Origin of the sequence: Salinarimonas sp. (genome assembly GCF_040111675.1) — a bacterium.
In the GTDB taxonomy this organism is placed as follows: Bacteria; Pseudomonadota; Alphaproteobacteria; order Rhizobiales; family Beijerinckiaceae; genus Salinarimonas.
The window spans coordinates 145376-165402 of record NZ_CP157794.1; the positions used below are offsets into that span (position 1 = coordinate 145376).

The 20027-nt window shown below is 72.8% G+C and carries 18 protein-coding genes; 3 read left to right on the forward strand and 15 right to left on the reverse strand.

The genetic code is table 11. The features are described 5' to 3' along the window. Position 1: 1 nt before the first annotated feature. From ABL310_RS00640 to ABL310_RS00655, 4 genes are read right to left on the reverse strand one after another with little or no spacing between them, the layout of a single operon-like run. The gene (locus tag ABL310_RS00640) at positions 2–604 is read right to left on the reverse strand and encodes a cytochrome c oxidase subunit 3 (protein WP_349369794.1); all 603 of its coding nucleotides are present in this window, start codon (positions 602–604) and stop codon (positions 2–4) included. Between the two features lie 4 nt (positions 605–608). Then, on the reverse strand, positions 609–2621 hold the full coding sequence (gene ctaD, locus ABL310_RS00645) for a cytochrome c oxidase subunit I (RefSeq protein WP_349369795.1): 2013 nt from the start codon (positions 2619–2621) through the stop codon (positions 609–611). A 4-nt stretch (positions 2622–2625) separates the two neighbouring features. Next, complete coding sequence (locus ABL310_RS00650) at positions 2626–3618, reverse strand: c-type cytochrome (RefSeq protein WP_349369796.1); 993 nt, start codon at positions 3616–3618, stop codon at positions 2626–2628. Between the two features lie 11 nt (positions 3619–3629). Beyond that, positions 3630–4445, reverse strand: coding sequence for a cytochrome c oxidase assembly protein (locus ABL310_RS00655; RefSeq protein ID WP_349369797.1), 816 nt, complete (start codon positions 4443–4445; stop codon positions 3630–3632). A gap of 137 nt (positions 4446–4582) precedes the next feature. Here ABL310_RS00655 and ABL310_RS00660 point away from each other — a divergent pair, with 137 nt between their 5' ends. Next, positions 4583–6076: a ferredoxin reductase family protein gene (locus ABL310_RS00660; protein WP_349369798.1), complete on the forward strand. Its 1494-nt coding sequence runs from the start codon at positions 4583–4585 to the stop codon at positions 6074–6076. 10 nt (positions 6077–6086) lie between these two features. On the opposite strand, the gene ABL310_RS00665 is transcribed toward ABL310_RS00660, so the two are convergent. The 9 genes from ABL310_RS00665 to ABL310_RS00705 all read right to left on the reverse strand — a co-directional run bounded on the left by ABL310_RS00665 (position 6087) and on the right by ABL310_RS00705 (position 14970). Beyond that, a complete protein-coding gene (locus ABL310_RS00665) occupies positions 6087–6356 on the reverse strand; it encodes a hypothetical protein (RefSeq protein ID WP_349369799.1) in 270 nt (89 codons plus the stop codon). Between the two features lie 86 nt (positions 6357–6442). Beyond that, entirely contained in the window at positions 6443–7555 is a 1113-nt protein-coding gene (locus ABL310_RS00670) for an alpha/beta hydrolase (protein WP_349369800.1), read from the reverse strand. Further along, complete coding sequence (locus ABL310_RS00675) at positions 7552–8067, reverse strand: L-2-amino-thiazoline-4-carboxylic acid hydrolase (RefSeq protein ID WP_349369801.1); 516 nt, start codon at positions 8065–8067, stop codon at positions 7552–7554. The genes ABL310_RS00670 and ABL310_RS00675 overlap by 4 nt, the downstream gene beginning before the upstream one ends. Before the next feature lie 211 nt (positions 8068–8278). After that, the gene (locus tag ABL310_RS00680) at positions 8279–8695 is read right to left on the reverse strand and encodes a hypothetical protein (protein WP_349369802.1); all 417 of its coding nucleotides are present in this window, start codon (positions 8693–8695) and stop codon (positions 8279–8281) included. Positions 8696–8775: 80 nt separating this feature from the next. Further along, complete coding sequence (locus ABL310_RS00685) at positions 8776–9810, reverse strand: glutathione synthase (RefSeq protein ID WP_349369803.1); 1035 nt, start codon at positions 9808–9810, stop codon at positions 8776–8778. A 391-nt stretch (positions 9811–10201) separates the two neighbouring features. Next, positions 10202–12061, reverse strand: a complete 1860-nt coding sequence (locus ABL310_RS00690) for a tyrosine/phenylalanine carboxypeptidase domain-containing protein (protein WP_349369804.1) — start codon at positions 12059–12061, stop codon at positions 10202–10204. Next, positions 12058–12900, reverse strand: coding sequence for an N-formylglutamate amidohydrolase (locus ABL310_RS00695; protein ID WP_349369805.1), 843 nt, complete (start codon positions 12898–12900; stop codon positions 12058–12060). The genes ABL310_RS00690 and ABL310_RS00695 overlap by 4 nt, the downstream gene beginning before the upstream one ends. 87 nt (positions 12901–12987) lie before the next feature. Then, positions 12988–13896, reverse strand: coding sequence for a lipid kinase (locus ABL310_RS00700; protein ID WP_349369806.1), 909 nt, complete (start codon positions 13894–13896; stop codon positions 12988–12990). 114 nt (positions 13897–14010) lie between these two features. Further along, positions 14011–14970 (reverse strand): C45 family autoproteolytic acyltransferase/hydolase, encoded by a 960-nt coding sequence (locus tag ABL310_RS00705; RefSeq protein WP_349369807.1) that lies wholly within the window; start codon positions 14968–14970, stop codon positions 14011–14013. A 140-nt stretch (positions 14971–15110) separates the two neighbouring features. Between ABL310_RS00705 and ABL310_RS00710 the strand changes: the two genes are divergently transcribed. Beyond that, positions 15111–16019, forward strand: a complete 909-nt coding sequence (locus tag ABL310_RS00710) for an aldo/keto reductase (protein ID WP_349369808.1) — start codon at positions 15111–15113, stop codon at positions 16017–16019. Positions 16020–16074: 55 nt separating this feature from the next. Here ABL310_RS00710 and ABL310_RS00715 read toward each other — a convergent pair whose 3' ends face one another. Further along, positions 16075–17337, reverse strand: coding sequence for a cyclopropane-fatty-acyl-phospholipid synthase family protein (locus tag ABL310_RS00715; protein ID WP_349369809.1), 1263 nt, complete (start codon positions 17335–17337; stop codon positions 16075–16077). Positions 17338–17398: 61 nt separating this feature from the next. Beyond that, entirely contained in the window at positions 17399–18712 is a 1314-nt protein-coding gene (purB, locus tag ABL310_RS00720; RefSeq protein ID WP_349369810.1) for an adenylosuccinate lyase, read from the reverse strand. Positions 18713–18861: 149 nt separating this feature from the next. Here purB and lptF point away from each other — a divergent pair, with 149 nt between their 5' ends. Next, positions 18862–20025, forward strand: a complete 1164-nt coding sequence (lptF, locus tag ABL310_RS00725) for an LPS export ABC transporter permease LptF (protein WP_349369811.1) — start codon at positions 18862–18864, stop codon at positions 20023–20025. Positions 20026–20027: the final 2 nt, after the last annotated feature.

The following is a 20027-nucleotide window of genomic DNA, read 5'->3' on the forward strand; positions in this document are numbered from 1 at the left end:
CTCAGATCAGCCGCGGGCCCCAATAGAGGGCGAGATAGAAGGGGATCCAGGCGGCGGAGACGAAGTTCCAGTAGAGCGTGTCGACCACGACGCCGAGCTGGCGCTCGGGCGTGAAGTAGCCCTTCACCGCCAGGATCGCGACGACGAGGGTGCCGACGATGGCGGAGGCCACGTGGGTGAAGTGGAAGCCCGAGATCGTCCACATCAACGAGCCGTAGACGTGGTCGTCCCAGCGGAAGTCGTAGGCCGCCATCTCCAGGCTGCGGAAGACGAGGACGAGCGCGTGCAGCGAGACCGCCGTGAGCAGGCCGACGATCAGCCCGCGCCGGTCGCCTGCCGTGATGCGGTTTCCGGCGACGCGCATGGCGGCCATCGAGGCGATCAGCAGTCCCAGGTTGATCGACGGCCACAGCAGCGGCGCCGGCTCGAGCCCGGCCGGCGGCCAGGCGGGCGCGGTGAGCATCAGGTAGAGACAGCTCACCGTCAGCAGCGCCACGACGGAGAGCTCGATCGCGATCAGCCCCAGGATGCCCACGTAGAGCGGGTGCTTCTGCTTGGAGAAGCGAGTGAGGCCGGAGACGTCCGCGCCGGAATATTGCCGCATCCGCTCAATCCTCCTGCCAGGGCCGCCGCGGCCAGAACCAGCCGACGAAGGAGAAGAAGGCGAGGAAGAAGCTCACCACGAAGAAGATCGGGTGGAACAGGATGCCGATGAAGCCGACCGAGGCCGCCACCGCCGACAGGAACGGCCAGATCGTCGGCGCCGGCAGCACCTGCACCGCCTGCGGCTCGGCGTCGAGGATCGAGGTGACGACCACCTCGCGCCGGTCCGAGCGCAGGCCGGTGACGACGGGCCGCTCCTTCATCTCGCGCCAGTCCCAGACCGGCTCGCGGCTCTTCACGATCGGGATGTGGCGGTGGTTGTAGGGCGGCGGCGGGCTCTCGGTGGCCCATTCCAGCGTCTCGGCGTCCCAAGGGTTGCGCCGCGCCTTCGCGCCCCAGCGCAGGCTCGCCAACGCGTTGACCATCGTCGTGGCGAAGCCGGCGGCCAGCACCACGGCGCCGATCGTGGCGAGCAGGTTCAGGTCGCCCCAGCCGCTCTCCTCGAGATAGGTGTAGACCCGCCGCGGCATGCCGTCCAAGCCGAGCTGGTGCATCGGGAAGAAGGCGACGTTGAAGCCGACGAAGACGAGGGCGAAGGAGATCTTGCCGGCCACCTCGTTCATCATCCGCCCGGTGAGCTGCGGGTACCAATAGTACAGGGCGCCGATCACCGGCATCACCGAGCCGCCGATCAGCACGTAGTGGAAGTGCGCCACCAGGAAATAGGTGTCGTGCACCTGCAGGTCGAACGGGATGGAGGCGACCATCACCCCCGTCAGCCCGCCCATGACGAACACCCAGAAGAAGCCGAGCACGTAGAGCATCGGCGTCGCGAGGCGGATGCGCGAGCCCCACATGGTCGCGATCCAGCAGAACACCTGCACCCCGTTGGGAATGGCGATCATGGCCGACGCCGCCATGAAGAAGGACATGCCCAGATGCGGCAGGCCCGTCGCGAACATGTGGTGCACCCACAGCCCGAAGGAGACGAAGCCCGTCGCCACGATCGAGATCACGATCGCGGTGTAGCCGAACAGCGAGCGCTGGGTGAAGGTGGTGACGATGGTCGAGACGATGCCGAGCGCCGGCACCAGCACGATGTAGACCTCCGGGTGGCCGAAGAACCAGAACAGGTGCTGCCAGAGCAGCGGGTCGCCCCCCATCTCCGGCACGAAGAAGCCGGTGCCGACGAGCCGGTCGAGGATGAGGAGGCTCGACGCCACGATGATCGCCGGCATGGCGAAGACGATCATGAAGGCCATCACCAGCGAGGCCCAGACGAAGACCGGCATGCGGTTCAACGTCATGCCCGGCGCGCGCAGCTTGAGGATGGTGACGATGAGCTCGACCGCCGCGGTGAGCGCCGAGACCTCGATGAAGGTGATCATCGTCGTCCAGATGTCGACGCCGATGCCCGGCTCGTAGAGCTTGCCGGCGAGCGGCACGTAGTTGAACCAGCCCGCCTTGGGCGCCATGCCGACGACGAGCATCAGGAAGAAGATCGCCGAGCCGATCAGGTAGACGTAGTAGCCGAAGGCGTTGAGCCGCGGGAAGGCCATGTCCCGCGTGCCGATCATCATCGGCACGACGAAGAGCGCGAAGCCCTCGAGCACCGGAATGGCGAAGAGGAACATCATCGCCGTGCCGTGCACGGTGAAGAACTGGTTGTAGATGTCCGGGGCGAGCAGATCGTTTTCCGGGACCGCGAGTTGGAGCCGCATGGCGACGCCGAGCAGCCCCGCGAGCACGAAATAGACGAAGGCGGTGACGATGAAGCGCCGGCCGATGATGCGCTGGTTCACCGGCGTGAACCAGCCGACGAAGCCCGTGGGCGCCGCCCAGGTCTCGGCGAGGCGGCGCGTCTCCTCCGCGTCGTCCTCGATCGCCGGGTGCAGCGGCTCCTGGCGCTCCTCCGTGGGCGGCCCGCCCGGCGCCTCGCGGCTCTCCGACGGGTCCGCCCCGCGCCGTTCGCGCCAGTCCACGTCCCCCGGACGCCCGTCCTCGCGTCGCTCGTCCATGGCGTCACCGGAGCGACGTCAGGTAGGCGAGGAGCGCCTCCTGATCGTCGGGCTCGAGGGCGGTCGCCGGCATCAGCACCCCGGGCTTGACCTTCTGCGGATCGCCGATCCAGCCGGCGAGGTGGCCCTTCGTGTTGGGGATCGTGCCGGCCGCGAGGGTCTCCCGGGCGGCGAGGTGGGTGAGGTCGGGCCCCATCTCGCCCTCGGCCGGCGTGCCGCGAATGGCGTGGCAGGTCCCGCAATCGGCCTCGAGGAAGACCGCGAGGCCCCGGCGCAGCAGCGGGTCGGCGGGAACGGTCCGCGGGCGCGCCTGCCGGGCGAGCCAGGCGTCGAAGGCGTCCGCCTCGATCACCTCGACGACGAAGGCCATGTAGGCGTGCTGCACGCCGCAGAACTCGGCGCACTGGCCGCGGAACCGGCCGGTCCTCGCCGGGGTGAGCCGGCTCTCGTTGACGCGGCCGGGGATCATGTCGGTCTTGCCCTGGAGGTTGGGCGCCCAGAAGGAGTGGATGACGTTGTCGGAGGTGAGCAGCACACGCGCCGTGCGCCCGACGGGGAGCACGATCTCGTTCGCCGTGCGGGCGATCTCCTCGCCGTCCGCGTCGCGGTAGATCACCTCCCACCACCAGCGCTTTCCCGCGACCTCGACGGTGAGGTCCGCCGGCTCCTCGTTTCGAGCGACGACGCCGCCGATCCACAGCCCCGAGCCGACGAGGCCGACCACGGCGATCAGCGGCAGCACCACGCCGCCCCCGATGACGAGCGTCCAGCCGCGCCGCGTCTCGATCGGCATGGCGGGCTCGGTGAAGGTCGTGCGCATCGCCGCGATCACGAGGCCGATCACGAGCGCGAAGACGAAGCTCGCGAAGCCGAGGAAGGCCCACCACAGCCCCGCCACGCGCGCCGCGTCCTCCGAGGCGGGCGCGGTCATCGCCTGCTCCGAGGAGCAGGCGGCGAGGAGGAGAACGAGCGAGAGCGCGGCGGTGCGATGGATCATCGGGCGCAGGTTCATCGTGTGTGCTGCGCGCTCCAGCCCGGCGCGCGCGCCTCGAGCCGCCGCAGCGCCGCCCAGAAGGCGAGAAGCGCGTTCGCGACCATCAGGATCATGCCGGGCATCCACATGGTCAGCCCGCCGAGCTGCTGGTCCTCGAGCGGGGTGAGCCCCCAGGCCGCGGTCGTGGAGAGGTGGGACGCGAACCAGGGCCCCCCGGCGAAGGTCAGCGCGATGCCGAGCAGGCTCATCTGCATGCCGGTGACGAGCGCGACCAGGATCGCGGCGACGCCGAGATCGCGTGGGGCGCGCACGAGCCCCCACCAGAGCAGGAGCGCCGCGCCGAACAGGCTCAGATGCATGGCCCAGTAGATCGCGTCGCTGGTCAGCGTCGCGTCGTAGGGCGGGCCCACGTGCCAGGTCCACAGCATGAGCGCGAACGCGACGGGACCGACCGCCAGCAGGGCCGCGGGCGCCGCCGCGGGCGCCGATCGCACGGGCGGGCGGGGCAGCAGGCCGGCGAGCGCGAGCCCCCCGCGGCCGACCACGATCAGCGGCGCGGCCACGAGCGTCGCCAGGACGTGCTGCCCCACGCGCGCCGCGAACAGCGCGACGCCGATCTGGCAGAGCGGCGAGACGAAGGCGAGCAGCAGAACGGCCCAGCCCGCGGCGAAGCTCCCCCGCTCCGCACCGCTCGCGCCCGCCGCCCGTGCGCCGCGCGCGTACCCGATCGCCGCCGCCGCGAAGGCCGCGAGCAGCACCGGATCGAGATTCCACGTCGCCGCGCCCGGCCCGGGCGGCGGACCGCAATAGGGGATGTCGGTCGGGGACATGAGGGCCTCCGTCACGGCTCGGCAACGCCCCGGAGCCGAGGAGAGTTCGGCGGGGCCCCGTTCGGGCTTCCCCGCGCTTGCGCGGCGCGCCGTCGCCACGCAGTCTGCGGCCGACGACGCGCCCTCCCGGACGGATCATGGACGAAACCCGCCCCGCCAGCTCGCCGAAGCCCTCCACGCCCACCGCCCTCGCGCCGCCGCCGTCCGCCCGCGGCCTGCCGGGCTGGGCGCTCGCCGCCGCCTATCTCGCGCTGGCGCTCCTGCCGCTCCTCCTCGCCGCCCTCGCCCCGGACGGGCCGGGGAACGCATGGCGCGAGGCCGCGACGGGGCTCGGCATGGCCGGCCTCGCCATGCTCGCCCTGCAATTCGCCAGCTCCGGCCGCTTCCCGACCCTGTCGGGCCGCGTCGGCATCGACCGCACCATGGCCTTCCACAAGGTCGCCGCGCGCATCCTCGCGCTCTTCGTGATCGCCCACCCCTTCCTCTACGCGGTGCCCGGCTTCCTGCGCTCGCCTTCGCGGGGATGGATGACGCTCGAGATCTACTTCACCTCGGCGCAATACCGGCTCGGCCTCGTCGCCTGGCTCGCGGCGATCGCCGTGGTCGGCCTCGCCGTGCTGCGCCCGCGCCTGCCCGTGAGCTACGAGGCCTGGCGCGCCTCGCACGTGATCCTCGGCCTCGCCGCGGTGGGCTTCGGCGCGGCGCACGCGATCGAGGTCGGCGGCTACGCGCAGGACGTCGCCGCGCTCGCCGGGTTCTGGCTCGTCGCGGCCGCGGGCGCGGCGGCGAGCGTCGTGCTCGTCTACGTCTTTCGCACCTGGGCGATCCGCTCCGATCCCTGGCGGCTCGTGCGCAACGAGCGCGTCGGGCGCGGCCTCTGGCGGCTCGCCTTCCGGCGCGAGAGCGGGAAGCCCTTCCCGTTCCGCGCCGGCCAGTTCGTCTGGCTCACCACCGCCCCGCGGCTCTTCCCGCTCTTCGACCACCCCTTCTCCATCGCCTCCTCCCCACGCGAATCCGAGGTCGCCTTGGTGATCAAGGAGGCCGGCGACTACACGGGCCGCATCGGGGAGCTCGCGCCCGGCACGCGCGCGGGGCTCGACGGCCCCCACGGCGCCTTCGCCCGCGAGGACCGCGAAGCGGACGCGATCCTGCTGATCGCCGGCGGCGCCGGCATCGCGCCGATCCTCGGCCTCGCCCGGGATCTCGACCTCGCCGACGATCTCCGCCCGATCCGCGTCCTCGTCGCGGCCGGCGGGCCGGACCGGCTGGTCGGCCTCGACACGCTGCGGGAGATCGCCGCGCGCCGAGATCTGACCGTCACCACGCTCTGCGAGGAAGGTGGGCCCGGCTACGAGGGCGCGCTCGGCCGGCTCGACCGCGGCACGCTCGACGACCTCCTCGCGGGGCTCGACCCGGCCCGGGCGCTGGCCATGATCTGCGGCCCCGGCCCCTTCATGGTCGCCGCCGCCGACGGGCTGCTCGCGTGCGGGCTGCCCTTCGACAACGTGCTCTACGAGCGCTTCGACTACGCCGACGGCACGCTCTCCCGCCACGACCGCGCCGAGCGCCTGCGCGTCCGCCTCATCGGCGCGGCATTGGCGGCGGGCGTGCTGGTCTTCGCCCTGCGCTGAGCGCGCCGGGTCAGATCGACAGCAGGTAGGCGATCACGTTCGCCCGGTCCGTCTCGTCCTCGGCGAAGTGGTCGGCGAGGAACTCCTCGAGCTCCGCGCGGGTGGCCTGCGGGTCGGCCTGGTCGAGCTGCCCCGCGAGCTCTGCGGGCGCCTCGTGGCACTCGGCGCAATTCTCCGCGTAATAGGCCCCGCCCGCGGCGACGTCGCCCATCTCCTGGGCGAGCGCGGACGGGGCGGCGAGGAAGGCGAGGGCGAGGACGGCGCGACCGATCCCGTTCATGGCGTGCTCCTTGTCGTCGAGGCCCGACGCGGCCCCGCACCCATGGTGCGGCGGCCCTTGCGCGCATGCAAGCGTCGCTAGCCGCCTCACCGATTCGCGCAGCCCTCCAGGAAAGCGAGCACGGCCGCCGCCGTCCGTTCCGGCTGCTCCTGCTGCACCCAATGGCCCGCGCCCTCGATCAGCGTCGCGCCGCGGAAGTCCGAGCTGGCGCGGGTCGCCATGGCCTCGAACGCGCCGGGGACCTGGTAGACGCCCCAATCCGCCGCTCCCGCGACGAAGGTGGCGGGCACGTCTATGCGTCGCCCGGAAAAGAGCGCCAGGGCGCCGGCGATCTCGGGGTCGACGCCGCAGCGATACCAGTCGAGCCCGCCCTGGAAGCCGGTGCGGGCGAAGCTCTCCGCATAGACCGCGAGCTCCGCCTCCGTCAGCCACGAGCAGGCCGCGGCCTCTTCCGGCGAGGGCGCGTGCGGCGCCACCGTCTCCGCCATGGTGCGATCGCGGTCCATGACGTAGTAGGTCGGAAGCGTCGCGAGCGCCTCCGCCGTCCAGCCCGGGAGCGGGTGGGGACGATTGTCCGGCCAGTCGGCGCTCTTCACGTGATAATAGGCGCGCAGGAAGGCGGCGAGACCCTGCGGCGCGTATCGCATGTCGGCGTCGGCGGCGCGGGTGGCATAGTAGCCTTGATAATGCTTGCGCGGCCGCGGCAGGGCCGCCAGCGCGCGATGGATCGCCTCGTCCGGCGCCGGGCGCGGCAGGGACGGCGGGCCGGCGAAGGGCGCGCTCATCATCACCACGGCGCGGAACACGTCGGGGCGGATCAGCCCGCACCAGGCCGCGACCGGCGAGCCGAAATCGTGCCCGATCACCGCCGTCACGCGGGTGCGCCCGAGCGCCGTCACGAGGCCGAGCGCGTCGGTGACGAGGTTCGTCATCCGGTAGGGCGCGAGATCGTCGTCGTAATCCGCCGTCCAGCCGGTGGTCAGGCCGTAGCCGCGCTGGTCGGGCGCGACGACCCGATGGCCCGCCGCGGCGAGGAGCGGCATCACCTTGCGCCACGAATAGGCGAGCTCCGGAAACCCGTGCAGCAGGAGGAGCAGGGGAGCGTCCTCCGGCCCCGCCTCCAGCACGTGCATGACGAGGCCGTTGCCGTTGTCGATGCGGCGCGAGGAGACGCCCGGGGGCAATCCCGGAAGGCTCATGCCGCGCCGCCTTCGTTTCGCGCCCCCGCCTCGGCGTCCTCGTCCTCCACCCAGCCGTAGCGGAAGGTGCAGCGCCGGGCGCCCTGCATGATCGTGGTCTCGCGCTCCATGCGGATCCGCGGATCGTAGCCCTGGCAGAACGTGCCGTCGCGGTTGCAGGAGAGGAGATGGCCCACGTGCCCGAGCCCCATCTCCCTGTAGGTCTCGGCGTAGCGGCAGCGCACGACGTCGAAGTCGAAGCGCGTGTCGCTCGCCTCCAGCACCTCGACCTCGAGCGCGCCGCCGCGCATCCAGTGCTCGTAGAGCGCGATGAAGTCCGCCATCGAGGTCCCGCCCTCGGCCCGCGCGGCATAGCCCCGCCCCTCGGCGATCGCCGCCTTGCGGATGGCCGAATCGAGGATGGCCGAGGCCTGCTCCTCCCCGAGCGCCGCGACCATTTCGGCATAGATCGGCCCGATCACCTCCGCCTGCAGGCGGCGCTTGACGAGAACGGGGATCGTGGAGGGATCCATGGAGGGCTCCTTCGCGGGCGGCAGGGGGCGTCGACCGGGGAGCGAGCATAGAGCGCGAGCCCCGCGCCCGAAAGGAGCGGCGCCCCGTTCTTCCTTCCCCGTAGGGGCAGGACAGGCTTCCGCGCCCGACGAGCACCCTTCGCGAGGCACGATGCGCCGCCCCTCCGGACCGCTTCGCGGCCCACCTCCCCGGCGGGAAGGCGGCGTCCCTTCACCGCGCCGTTCGCATCGGCGTCGCGGCGGGCTTGCGGCCCTCGAGGTGGACCGTCCGCGCCAGCATCGCCACGAGCCCGACGGCGCCGGTGAAGATCACCGCGAGCACCCAGACCTCCGACTTCATCCCCGCCGCCCGCGCGCGGTTCTGCAGGAGGAAGAAGGCCACGGCCACGCTGGCCAGGCGATCGAGCCAGATCTGCAGGCCCCAGGGCGAGCCCGTCATCAGCGGCCAGAAGCCGAAGAGCCCCGCCTCGGCCATGGCGATGCCCGCCAAGCCGGCGAGAGGGACGACCGCCGCCGCCGGCACGAGCCAGGCCGGCCAGGAGACCCGCTCCTTGGTCTGCGTCACCAGCAGCATGATCGTCGCCGCAACCGCGAAGCCGGCGAGCCCGATCACCTCCATCTCGGACATCGTGTCCCTCCCCACCCGAAAGAAGCGCCGCCCATCCTGCGCGAGGCGCGGGCCCGGCGCCATCCGGTGGTCACCGATCCTCAGAGCGTGGCGAGGAGCCCGTTCGGCCAGGTCCCGCGCGCCTTGATCGCCGCCTTGCGCTCCAGCGCGTCGACGATGGCGGGGGCGGCGTCGGGGCCGCCCGCGGCGGCGAGGCGGCCGAGGCCGCCGGGGCTGAAGACGTTGATCTCGAGGAGCTTGTCGCCCACCACGTCGAGGCCGACGAGGAACAGCCCGTCCGCCACGAGGCGCGGGCGCACCAGGTCGGCCAGCCGGCGCATGGCGTCGCTCACCTCCACCGGCTCGACCCCGGCGCCCTGGCTGATGTTGGCGCGCGCCTCGCCGCCCTTCGGGATGCGCCGCAGCGCCGCCGCGCGGCCGTCGCAGTCGAGGATGCGCCCGTTCATCAGGAAGAGCCGCACGTCGCCCCCCGCCGCCTCGGGCAGCGCCTCCTGCGCCAGCACGTAGCCCTCGGCCAGGATGGCGCGCACCATCTGCTTCAGGTTCGTCCGGTCCTCGCTCCGCACCAAGAAGACGTTGCGCCCGCCCGAGCCCGCGAGCGGCTTGATCACGATCGCGCCCTCGGTCTCGTCGGCGAAGGCGCGGACCTCGTCGAGCTCGCGGGTGACCAGCGAGCGCGGGCGGATCTCGGCGGGGTAGTGCTCGAGGGCGAGCTTGTCGAGATTGCGGGCGAGGCCGTCGGGATCGTTGAGCACGATCACCCCCGCCTCCGCCGCGAAGCGCGCGAAGGACACGCCCGCGAGCCGCGCCCAGGGCCGTGCGCCCACGTCCTCGGCCGGGTCGTTGCGCAGCATCAGGACGTCGAGCCCGGCGAGCCCGACGCGCTCCGGCGCGGCCTCGCGCAAAGCCGCGACCAGCGCCTCCGTCGACCCCGCCGCCTCCCGCGGCGGCCGGCGGGCGTGCGCCGCCGCCACGTCGTCTCCGCCGAGCGAGAAGGCGTCGACCGGCAGGTAGAACACCGCGTGCCCCCGCGCCAGCGCCTCCCGCGCGATCAGCGTCGTGGTGTAGCCCGCCGTCTCGCCCGCGATGTCGTTGACCACGAACCCGATGCGCATCTGGCGTCTCCCGTGCGAGGCGCGCGCGACCGCGCGGCGCCCGCGGGCGAAACGAGCGAGGCGGGTGGAGGGTCCCGTCTCCCGGATCGGCGCTGCCGGCGGACTCCCCGCTTCCTCGCGGCTGGCTGATGCACACGTCTCGTGCGGCATGACGCCGACGGCCGACGGTGCGGGGCGCAAAGGGCCGACGCGAGACGCTTTCCGTCCCTGTCAAGCGTCCACCATGTCTGGGCACACCCGTCCACCATGTCCAGCGTCTGAACAGCCGCGAGGGCGAGGGGAGCCCGTCGGCGCTCTGCGCTTCGGGTCGCGACCATCCCGCGAAGCGCCTTCGCCGCAGGAGACGTTTGGACCGACCAGCCACCGGCGAGAGGGGAACGCGACCAAGGCCTCACGGGCACGCCCGCGCGATGGCGCGGACGTCGAGGCCGGCGCGGGCGCGTTCCAGGCGCTCCCGCGCGGCGGGGTCGTCGAGGAAGCCGGGCAGGAGGCGCGGCGGGGCGAGAACGCCGCGCCAGGCGAGCTCCTCCACCACCGGCCAGGCGTCGAGGGCGATCTTGCCGACGAGCATGTCCTCCAGCCGCGCGCCGGCGGCGAGGCGCTCCAGCACCCGCGCGAAGCCGCGCAGATAGACCGCGTCCTTGGTCAGCCCGCCGCCGCGCACGACGCGCACGGCGACCGTGAAGGCGACGTCCCCGGGAAAGCCGTGCTCGCGGGCCAGCAGCCGGACGATCTCGACGAAGCCCGCCCCGTCGACCAGCGCGTCCACCGCGAGCACCCGCCCGGCGAGGAGCCGCAGCCGCCCGCGGCCGAGCCCGCCCACCGCGTATTCGGCGAGCACGGCGAGGCCCTCCTGCGTCTCCTCGTAGCCCGCCATCCCGGTCTCGAGCTGGCGCAGCGGCTGGCGCGCGCCGTTGTGGCGGGTGACGACGTGGATGCCGATCTCGTGCTGGATCAGGGCCTCGAGCCGGCCTTCCGTCACCGCCGCGTCCGGCCCTACCAGGAGATCGCCCTTGGCGACCAGGAGCCCGGCGGCGTCGTCCCGCCGCTCCACCCGCGCGGCGAGGCTCGGGTCGCGGGCCTTGAGCGCGGCGATCTCCGCCTCGGCCCGGGCGCACAGGGCCTCGACCGAGACCCGCGCCCCCGTCGTCTGCGCCCCAGTCCTATCCGCCCCTGCCGTCTCCGCCCGCGGCGGCGGCAGGATGGCGAGGAGGTCCCGCGCCAGGGCCCGCAGGCCGGGATCGACGCCGCCGAACAAGGCGAGCGCGTCGGCCAGGAAGCGCGGGCCGCAGCGCCCGGCGAGCAGGGAGATCTCGCGGTCGATCTCCTCGCGCTTCGACGCGAGGAGATCGTGAAGGGCGGGGTCCTCCACCGGGTCGAGATCCACCGACCAGAGCGCGCGCTTCATCGTCGCCGGATCGAGCCCGAGCGGGCGGTAGTGGAAGTCCGGCGCCCGCGCGCCCTCGCCGGCGCGATAGGCCGCGCGGGCGGCGGGGACGTTCACGGGCGTCACGTCGAGGAGGAGCGAATAGGTCTCGCCCACCGCGCACAGGGCGGCGTCGGCCTCGAAGGCCGCCCGCGTCACGTCCCGCCGGCCGAGCGCGTGGACGTGCGGCGCGCCCACCCGGGCGTGGCGATGGCCGAAATCGTAGGCGGCCTCGCGCAGGGCCCGCCCGAGCCCGCGCCGCGCGTCGCGCAAGGCTACCGGCCGGGTCACGCCGTCCTCGCCCCACAGCGGCGCGAGCGCGAGGCCCAGCGCATAGACGCCCTCCCGCGGCGCGAGGGGCGCACGCCCCGGCGGTGCGACGGCGTCGACGACCGTGATGCCGAGCCGCCAGGGGCGGTGGTTGATCGCATCGCGGGCGAGCGCGTGCTCGAAGGTCTCCATCATCCGGTCCGGCGCGCCGCGCTCCGGCGCGACGAGCACGCCGTCGCGCTCCCCCGCGGCCTCCCCGTCGACCCACAGCTCGACCAGGAGCGCGCGGCCGAAGCGCTCGGCGAGCGCCGCCAGCGCCGCGGGCGCGAGCGCGTCCACCGTCTCGTCCGCGCCGACCAGCACGGAATCCTGCCCCACCAGCAGCGAGGCGAGGGGCGTCTCCGCCCCGGCGCGCGCGACGAACAGGGTGGGCTGCGGCCGCTCGACCCGCAGCCGCCCGCCCGGCCAGGCGACGTCGACGGGCTCGCCCGCCCGCAGCCGCGCGGCGATTTCGGCGGGGTGGCGCGCGGGATCCGGATCGGGCGCATCCCTCATCGCCCTACCTCGCCCAGCGCCTGCGCGACGCCCGCCGCCGCGCGCCCGAGCGCCTCGCGCAGGGCCAGGAGGCGGGCCAGGTCGAGCGCGCCCGTCCACTCGTCCACGAAGGTCTTCTTCGCCTCGATCGCCAGCACGCAGCCCGTCTCGGGAAAGCCCTCGTGCACGAAGCGCGCGACCTCGCGGCCTTCGAACTTCACGTTCTCCCGCACGTCGAGCGCCGCGCCCGCGATCCGCACGGCGCGCATCTCGGCGAGGAAGCGCTCCACCACCGGCGCCCAATAGGCGCGGTCCATCGTGCCGGTGCCGAGATTGATCTCGGGATTGTCCTCCGCCGGCGCCGGCGGCGCGTCCGGGCCGTCGCGGCGATGGTTGTAGCTGTGCAGGTCGAAGACGACGAAGCGCCCGTGCCGCGCCTCGATGCGTCGCAGCAGATCCGCCAGCCGCGCGTAGAACGCGTCGTGCTCGGCCTGCGCGATCGCCACGAGGCCGGGCGCCGCCTCCTCGCGCCAGACCCGCAGGCCCCAGCACTCCTCCGGCGTCTCGCACAGCGCGCTCGCGCGCGTGCGGTTCAGGTCGGCCTCGAAGCGGGAGCGGCGCGCGACGAGCCGCGTCGGGCAGGCCTCGGCCAGCACCTCCGTGAACGGATCCTCCTCGCGCAGGCGCTCCGCCTCCGACAGCAGGCAGTACGCCAGGAGGTCGGCGCGGATCTCGTGGCCCGCATGCACCGCGAGCGCCACCACCGGCCCCGGCCCCTCGACCACGGGGAAGAGATGATCCGGCGAGACCAGCGCCGGATGGATCGGCGGGCGGGGCGTCGCAGCGTCGGATGCGGTCATCGGAACGGGCGCCCTCCCTCGCGCGGGTGAACCTCCCGTTCAAGCCCGGCGGCCGCGTGCGGGTTCCGGCCCGCGCCCCGCCACGCCTCAGGCCGCGAACACCGCGATCGCCTGCGGCAGGATGGAGAACCGCGCCGGCGTCCGCGCCAGGATCTCGCCGTCGGCGTTCACCTCCCGCGGCCGGCGGGTGCGCACCTCGAAATCGACGCAGCGCTCCGTGCGCACGTCCGCCCAGGCCCCGTGCGCGCCGCGCGCGAAGCAGCGCATCATCAGGGCGAGCCGCCAGACGTTCTTCGCCTCGAGGCTGTAGAGGTCGAGCGTGCCGTCGTCGATCGTCGCGGTCTCCTCCACCACGACGCCGCCCCCGTAGAAGCGCCCGTTCCCGACCGCGATCTGGTAGGACGACACCCGCGCCTCGCCCGAGCGCGAGACGATGGTCGCCCGGAAGGGCCGCGCCCTCAGGCCCACCCGCAGCGCGACGAGCGCGTAGGCGAGCCGCCCCCACACCCGCTTGCGCTCCTTGCAGAGCGCCTTGGCCAGATCGACCGAGAGCCCGATCGAGGCCACGTTCAGGAACGGCCGGCCGTTCACCGTGCCGAGGTCGATCCGCCGCGTGCGCCCGGCGGCGACGGCGTCCATGGCCGCGACGGGGTCCGCCGGCAGGCCCAGCGTGCGCGCGAAATCGTTCGCCGTGCCGCAGGGCGCGACGCCGAGCGGCAGGCCGGTCTCGAGAATGCCGGGCAGGGCGGCGTTCACCGTCCCGTCGCCGCCGCAGACGACGACCGCGTCGACCTCCCCGGCCCGGCGGCGGATGTCCTCCGACACCTCCCGCGCCGCCGAGAAGGTCTCCGTCACGACCGCGATGCCCCGCGCCTCCAGCGCCCCCGCGACGGCGTCGAGGCACGCCGCCCCGCGGCGGCTGTGCGGGTTGACGAGGAGCAGCACGCGCCCGGGACGGGCGGGCGCGGTGGTCTCGGTCTGGGCGAGGACGGTCATCGAGGCGGGGTCTCCGGACGGCGGTTCCGCATGCGGGCCCGCCCCGCGCATATGGGGCCGCGCCCCGCGGCGGGCAACGAACCCCGGCGGGCGCGGAGGGTTCCGCCCCCCCCCTTAGCCGGGGATCTCCCGCGCGCCCTCCTCGAAGCGGTCGAGCCGCTGCTCCCAGGCGGGGCGATCCGGCCAGCGGAAGGTCACCGCGCCCTCCGCCGGGCGGTAGACGGCGGTGTAGAAGGTGCCCATCACGCCCGTGAAGTCCTCGCGCAGAATCGGCGGCGCGAGGAAGGCGGCGACCAGGTCCTCCCGCGTCGCGCCGGGCGTCTCGCGCAGGCGGGTGAGGAGATCGCGCCGCTCGAGCGTCTGCGAGCGCGCGGCGCCCTCCGGCCAGTCGATGGTCGTCTGGTGGTTGGTCGAAACCGGCGCGCGCGTCACGACCGGCTCGCGATCCGGATTCAGCATGGCGACCGCGTGCGCCCCGGTGCGGTCCATGACGACGATGTTGGTCGACATGGCCGAGGGGATGCGCACGAGAGCGGCGATCGCCTCCTCGACCGTTGCGCAGGTCTCGAGCACGTAGCGCACGAGCCAGGGATTGCCGAACCCCTCGCCTACGACCGGCCGTCCGCCGAAGGTCAGCGCCGCGGCCAGCCCCGCGTCGTTGATCCCGTCGAGCGCGCCGAGCAGCACCTCGCTGGACGCGATCACCGTCGGGCCGCCGCTCCAGCGGCCGTGATGCAGGGTGCCTTCGAAGAAATCCGAGGTGAAGTCGTAGTTGCGCACGAGCACCGGCTCGGTCTCCGGAGAGACCGCCACCGCGCAGCCCCTCACCACCGGCGGCGGCCCCCACCCCGTGAGCAGGGCGTGCGCCACCGGGTCGTCGCCGGCGAGATCGCAGAGCCGCTCGTAGACCGGCACGAGCTCCGGCATGTGCGCGGCGAGCGCGGCGCGGCGCTCGGCGAGCGGCCGGTCGAAGGCGGCCCGGCTCATCCAGGGCCGGTAGCGTGGCCACAGCGCCTCGAAGCGCGCGCGCCATTTCGGCCCGGGCCTGTCTTCCGCGATCGCGACGAGACGCACGTCATCGTCCTCCGCCTGCCATGCGCGTACGCTAGGTGAAATTTCGACGTGCGCGCAAGTCGGATCTCGGCCGTGGCGCGCCGCGAGGGTTGCCGATGCGCGCCGCCCGCGGTATCTGCCACGGACGCAGGAGAGGTTCCATGGTCGCCCGTCAAGCTCTGCATCCGAACGGCCCCACGCTCTCGCGGCTCGTCTGGGGTCCTTGGCGCGCCCTCGACGCGCCGGAGACCCGCACGCCTCAGGGGTTGCTTCGCATGATCGAGACCTGCCTCGATCTCGGCATCACCAGCTTCGACCACGCCGACATCTACGGCCACTACGCCATCGAGGCGCTGTTCGGCGAGGCTCTGGCCCTGGCGCCGGCCCTGAAGAGCCGCATCGAGATCGTGACCAAGTGCGGCATCGCGCTGATCTCGCCGGCACGTCCCGGGCATCGCGTGAAGCATTACGATTCGAGCGCGGCCCATATCCGCGCCTCGGTCGAGCGCTCGCTCGCCAATCTCGGGGTCGAGCGCGTCGACGTGCTGCTGCTCCACCGCCCCGACCCGCTGCTCGACGCCGACGAGGTCGCAGCCACGATGGAGGCGCTCGTCGCCGAGGGCAAGATCGGGCACGTGGGCGTGTCGAACTACACGGTCGAGCAGATGCGCCTCCTCGCCGCGCGTCTGTCGATCCCGCTCGTGACGAACCAGATCGAGCTCTCCGTGCTGCAGACCGAGGCGCTGACGAGCGGCGTGCTCGACCATCTCCAGGCGCAGCGCATGGCGCCGATGATCTGGTCGCCGCTCGGCGGCGGGCGCCTGTTCTCGAGCCCGCCGCAGGGCGCGTTCGCGCAGACCCTTGCGGCTCTCGCCGACAGGTACGGCCTCTCCGGTCCCGGCCCGCTCGCCGTCGCCTGGCTGCTGCGGCTGCCCTCGAAGCCGGTTCCCGTGCTCGGCACGACGAGCGCCGCCCGGCTCGCGGATCTCGCCGCCGCGGACGGCGTGCGCATGGAGCTGCAGGACTGGTTCGCGCTGCTCGAAGCCGCAACGGGGCGCGCCGTTCCCTAGCTCGGCCGCCCGCGAGGCGCGGCGGCGGGCGCGCCTCGCGAAGGATCGCCCCGCGTCATCCGGTCCGACGCCGCCCCTCCCGCCCGGTGCCGGCTTCGAGATCCGCCAGCATGCGCTCGCGCTCGGCGACGTAGTCGCGCGTGATCGGAACGACGTCGTTGCGGTGGGTGAGCTGCAGCTGGAAGACGACGAGATCCTCGAAGCGGAAGACCGCCTCGCAGCTCGCGAGATAGAACTCCCACATCCGGCAGAAGCGCTCGTCGTAGAGCCGCGCCGCCTCCTCGCGCCGGGCCAGGAAGCGCTCGCGCCAGACCTTCAAGGTCTCGGCGTAGTGCAGGCGCAGCACCTCGACGTCGGCGAGCCTGAGCCCCGAGCGCTCGATGGCGGGCATCATCTCGGACAGCGCCGGGATGTGGCCGCCGGGGAAGATGTAGCGCTTGATCCAGGGGTTGGTCGGCCCCGGCTCGCCCGTGGCGCCGATCGTGTGCAGCAGCATCACGCCGTCGCGGTCGAGGAGCCGCGCCGCGGTGTCGAAGAATTCCTGGTGATGCGCCGCGCCGACATGCTCGAACATGCCCACCGAGACGATGCGATCGAACGTGCCCTGGACGCGCCGGTAGTCCTCGAGCGCGATCTCGACCCGGTTGGCGAGGCCCTCGCGCGCGGCGCGCTCGCGGGCCATCTCGTGCTGCTCCGTGGAGAGCGTGACGCCGGTGACCCGACCCGCCCCCGCGACGCCGGCGAGATAAAGCGCGAGCCCGCCCCAGCCGCAGCCGATGTCGAGCACGCTCTGCCCGGGCTCGACCAGCAGCTTCGCGGCGACGTGGCGCTTCTTGGCCTGCTGCGCCTCGTCGAGCGTCATGTCCGGCCGGGCGAAATAGGCGCAGCTGTACTGCCGGTCGACGTCGAGGAAGAGGTCGTAGAGCCTGTGGTCGAGGTCGTAGTGGTGGTGCACGTTCTCGCGCGCCCGGCGCTCGCCGTTGCGCGAGAACAGAGCGAGCGCCGCCCGCCGCAGCTTCTTCATCAGCCGCGAGCCGAAGACGCCGCGCCCGCCCGGGCGCCCGCGCATCAGCAGCTCGAGCAGATCGTAGATCGTCCCGCGGTCGAGGACGATACGCCCGTCCATGATCAGCTCGCCGAGCTTCATCTCGGGATAGAGGACGAGCGCCCGCTCGGCGGCCTTGTCGGTAAAGCGCATCGTCACGTCGGGCTCGCCGAGGCCGTCGCCCGAGACGAAGCGGTTTCCCCCGGCGGTGACGACCTCGAGACGGCCGCCCCGCACGGCCATGTCGCAGAAGCGACGCAACACAGGTTCCATGGCATCCCCCGCGAAGGTTTGTCGCAGGACGCCAACGCGGGAGAATGCCGATCGGTTTCGATTACTGCCGCGCTCGCTCGAAGACGCGCGCGAAGATCGTATCGACGTGCTTCAGATGATATCCCAGATCGAACAGCGCCTCGAGCTCCCCGTCCGTCAGCTTCGCCGAAACCTCCGGGTCCGCCTTCAGCAGCGTCAGGAAGTCCCCCTCGCCGCGCCAGACCGGCATGGCGTTGCGCTGGACGAGCGCATAGGCGTCCTCGCGGGAGACGCCCTTCTGGGTGAGCGCGAGCAGCACGCGCTGGGAGTGGATCAGCCCGCCGAGCCGATCGAGATTGGCCTGCATCCGCTCGGGATAGATCAGCAGCTTGTCGACGACGCCGGTGAGGCGGGCGAGCGCGAAGTCCAGCGTGATGGTGGCGTCCGGGCCGATCATGCGCTCGACGGAGGAATGCGAGATGTCGCGCTCGTGCCAGAGCGCCACGTTCTCCATGGCCGGGATGCAATAGGCGCGCACCATGCGGGCGAGGCCCGTGAGGTTCTCGGTCAGAACCGGGTTGCGCTTGTGGGGCATGGCCGAGGAGCCCTTCTGGCCGGCGGAGAAGTATTCCTCCGCCTCCAGCACCTCGGTGCGCTGCAGGTGGCGGATCTCGGTGGCGAGCCGCTCGATCGAGGAGGCGATCACGGCGAGCGTGGCGAAGAACATGGCGTGGCGGTCGCGGGGGATCACCTGCGTCGAGACCGGCTCCGGCGCGAGCCCGAGCTTCTCGGCGACGTACTCCTCCACCCGCGGGTCGATGTTGGCGAAGGTGCCGACGGCCCCCGAGATGGCGCAGGTGGCGATCTCGGCGCGGGCGGCCACGAGGCGGGCGCGGCAGCGGTCGAACTCGGCATAGGCCTGGGCGAGCTTCACGCCGAAGGTGGTCGGCTCGGCGTGGATGCCGTGCGAGCGGCCGATGGTCGGGGTCAGCTTGTGCTCGTGCGCGCGCCGCTCCAGCGCCGCGAGCAGCGCGTCGAGATCGGCCAGAAGGATGTCGGCGGCGCGGGTGAGCTGGACGGAGAGCGTCGTGTCGAGCACGTCGGACGAGGTCATGCCCTGGTGCACGAATCGCGCCTCGGGGCCGACGATCTCGGCGAGATGCGTGAGGAAGGCGATGACGTCGTGCTTGGTCTCGCGCTCGATGGCGTCGATGCGATCGACGTCGAAGGTCGCGGCCGAGCCCTTCTCCCAGATCACGTCCGCCGCTTCCCGAGGCACGATCCCGAGCTCCGCCATCGCCGAGGTGGCGTGCGCCTCGATCTCGAACCAGATCCGGAACTTGGCCTGCGGCTCCCAGAGCGCGGTCATCTCGGGGCGGGAATAGCGGGGAACCATGGCTGTCTTCCTGTCTGGGCGGCGCGAGGGAGCGCGTTAGCACGCGCGGGCGGGCGGGTGAAGCGGGCCCGTGCTCGCGCAGCTGTGTCCCGGCTGCGCTTGCGCGCGGCGCGAGACGGGTTTAGCGACGTCGGCGGAGCCATCGCCGCATGACGCGCATCGAACGCTACATCTTCGGAACCGTGCTGTCCGCGTTCCTGACGATCCTCGTCGGGCTGACCGGAGTGATCTGGATCACGCAGGCGCTGCGGGAGCTCGACCTGATCACCGGCAAGGGCCAGACCTTCGTGGTCTTCCTGGTGGTGACCGCGCTCTCCCTGCCGGCCCTCGTCACCGTCATCGCACCGGTGGCCCTGTTCATCGCCGCGATCTATACGCTCAACAAGCTCAACGGCGATTCCGAATGGGTGGTGGCGGCGGCGGCCGGCATGTCGCCGGCGCGGCTGATGCGGCCCTTCGCGGTGCTCGGCGCCGGGGTCGCCGTGGTGATCGCGCTCAACACGCTGTGGCTGATGCCGGCGAGCTTCGCCGAGCTGCGCACGCTGATCACGCAGATCCGTGCCGACTTCGTCGCCAACCTGGTGCGCGCCGGCCAGTTCACCGAGCTCGACCAGGGCATCACCTTCTCCTACCGCGACCGGGCGGGCGACGCGCTGCTCGGCATCTTCCTCCAGGATTCCCGCGACCCGCAGCGGGTCGTCGTCTACGTGGCCGAGCGCGGGCTGGTCGCGGAGAGCGACGGCGCCAGCTACCTGATCCTCGACAAGGGCAGCATCCACCGCCAGCAGGGCAGCCGCGGAGACGGCTCCATCGTCACCTTCGAGCGCTACGCCATCGACCTCGCCGCCTTCGGACCGGAGCAGGGCGCGATCCTCTACAAGCCGCGCGAGCAGTCGACGGCGGCTTTGTTCTCGCCGGACCCCGAGGATCCCTACTACAAGGTCGTGCCCGGACGCTTCCGCGCGGAGCTGCACGATCGCCTGACCAGCTGGCTCTACCCCCTCGCCGGCGTGGCGATCGCCTTCGCCGCGCTCGGCCAGGCGGTCACGACCCGGCAGGGGCGCGGCGCCGCGATCGGCGGCGCGATCCTCGCCATGGGGGCCGTGCGCGGGGCGGGTTTCGCCGCGACGAGCGCGGCGGTGGGCTCCGCAGGGGGTGTGATCCTGGTCTACGCCGTGCCGCTCGCGACGATCGCCGCCGGCCTCTGGGTGATCCTGCGCCCGCAGCAGGCGTCCGCGCTCCACGCGCGGATCGACGCGTTGGCGCGGGTCGCGAGCCCCGCGCGGCTCGTCTCGTCCCTGCGGAGGCCGTGAGC

Bases quoted from the DNA above. Each gene is read 5' to 3' on its own strand.
- ABL310_RS00640 (WP_349369794.1), bottom strand. From the start codon at position 604: ATGCGGCAATATTCCGGCGCGGACGTCTCCGGCCTCACTCGCTTCTCC.
- ctaD (WP_349369795.1), bottom strand. From the start codon at position 2,621: ATGGACGAGCGACGCGAGGACGGGCGTCCGGGGGACGTGGACTGGCGC.
- ABL310_RS00650 (WP_349369796.1), bottom strand. From the start codon at position 3,618: ATGATCCATCGCACCGCCGCGCTCTCGCTCGTTCTCCTCCTCGCCGCC.
- ABL310_RS00655 (WP_349369797.1), bottom strand. From the start codon at position 4,445: ATGTCCCCGACCGACATCCCCTATTGCGGTCCGCCGCCCGGGCCGGGC.
- ABL310_RS00660 (WP_349369798.1), top strand. From the start codon at position 4,583: ATGGACGAAACCCGCCCCGCCAGCTCGCCGAAGCCCTCCACGCCCACC.
- ABL310_RS00665 (WP_349369799.1), bottom strand. From the start codon at position 6,356: ATGAACGGGATCGGTCGCGCCGTCCTCGCCCTCGCCTTCCTCGCCGCC.
- ABL310_RS00670 (WP_349369800.1), bottom strand. From the start codon at position 7,555: ATGAGCCTTCCGGGATTGCCCCCGGGCGTCTCCTCGCGCCGCATCGAC.
- ABL310_RS00675 (WP_349369801.1), bottom strand. From the start codon at position 8,067: ATGGATCCCTCCACGATCCCCGTTCTCGTCAAGCGCCGCCTGCAGGCG.
- ABL310_RS00680 (WP_349369802.1), bottom strand. From the start codon at position 8,695: ATGTCCGAGATGGAGGTGATCGGGCTCGCCGGCTTCGCGGTTGCGGCG.
- ABL310_RS00685 (WP_349369803.1), bottom strand. From the start codon at position 9,810: ATGCGCATCGGGTTCGTGGTCAACGACATCGCGGGCGAGACGGCGGGC.
- ABL310_RS00690 (WP_349369804.1), bottom strand. From the start codon at position 12,061: ATGAGGGATGCGCCCGATCCGGATCCCGCGCGCCACCCCGCCGAAATC.
- ABL310_RS00695 (WP_349369805.1), bottom strand. From the start codon at position 12,900: ATGACCGCATCCGACGCTGCGACGCCCCGCCCGCCGATCCATCCGGCG.
- ABL310_RS00700 (WP_349369806.1), bottom strand. From the start codon at position 13,896: ATGACCGTCCTCGCCCAGACCGAGACCACCGCGCCCGCCCGTCCCGGG.
- ABL310_RS00710 (WP_349369808.1), top strand. From the start codon at position 15,111: ATGGTCGCCCGTCAAGCTCTGCATCCGAACGGCCCCACGCTCTCGCGG.
- ABL310_RS00715 (WP_349369809.1), bottom strand. From the start codon at position 17,337: ATGGAACCTGTGTTGCGTCGCTTCTGCGACATGGCCGTGCGGGGCGGC.
- purB (WP_349369810.1), bottom strand. From the start codon at position 18,712: ATGGTTCCCCGCTATTCCCGCCCCGAGATGACCGCGCTCTGGGAGCCG.
- lptF (WP_349369811.1), top strand. From the start codon at position 18,862: ATGACGCGCATCGAACGCTACATCTTCGGAACCGTGCTGTCCGCGTTC.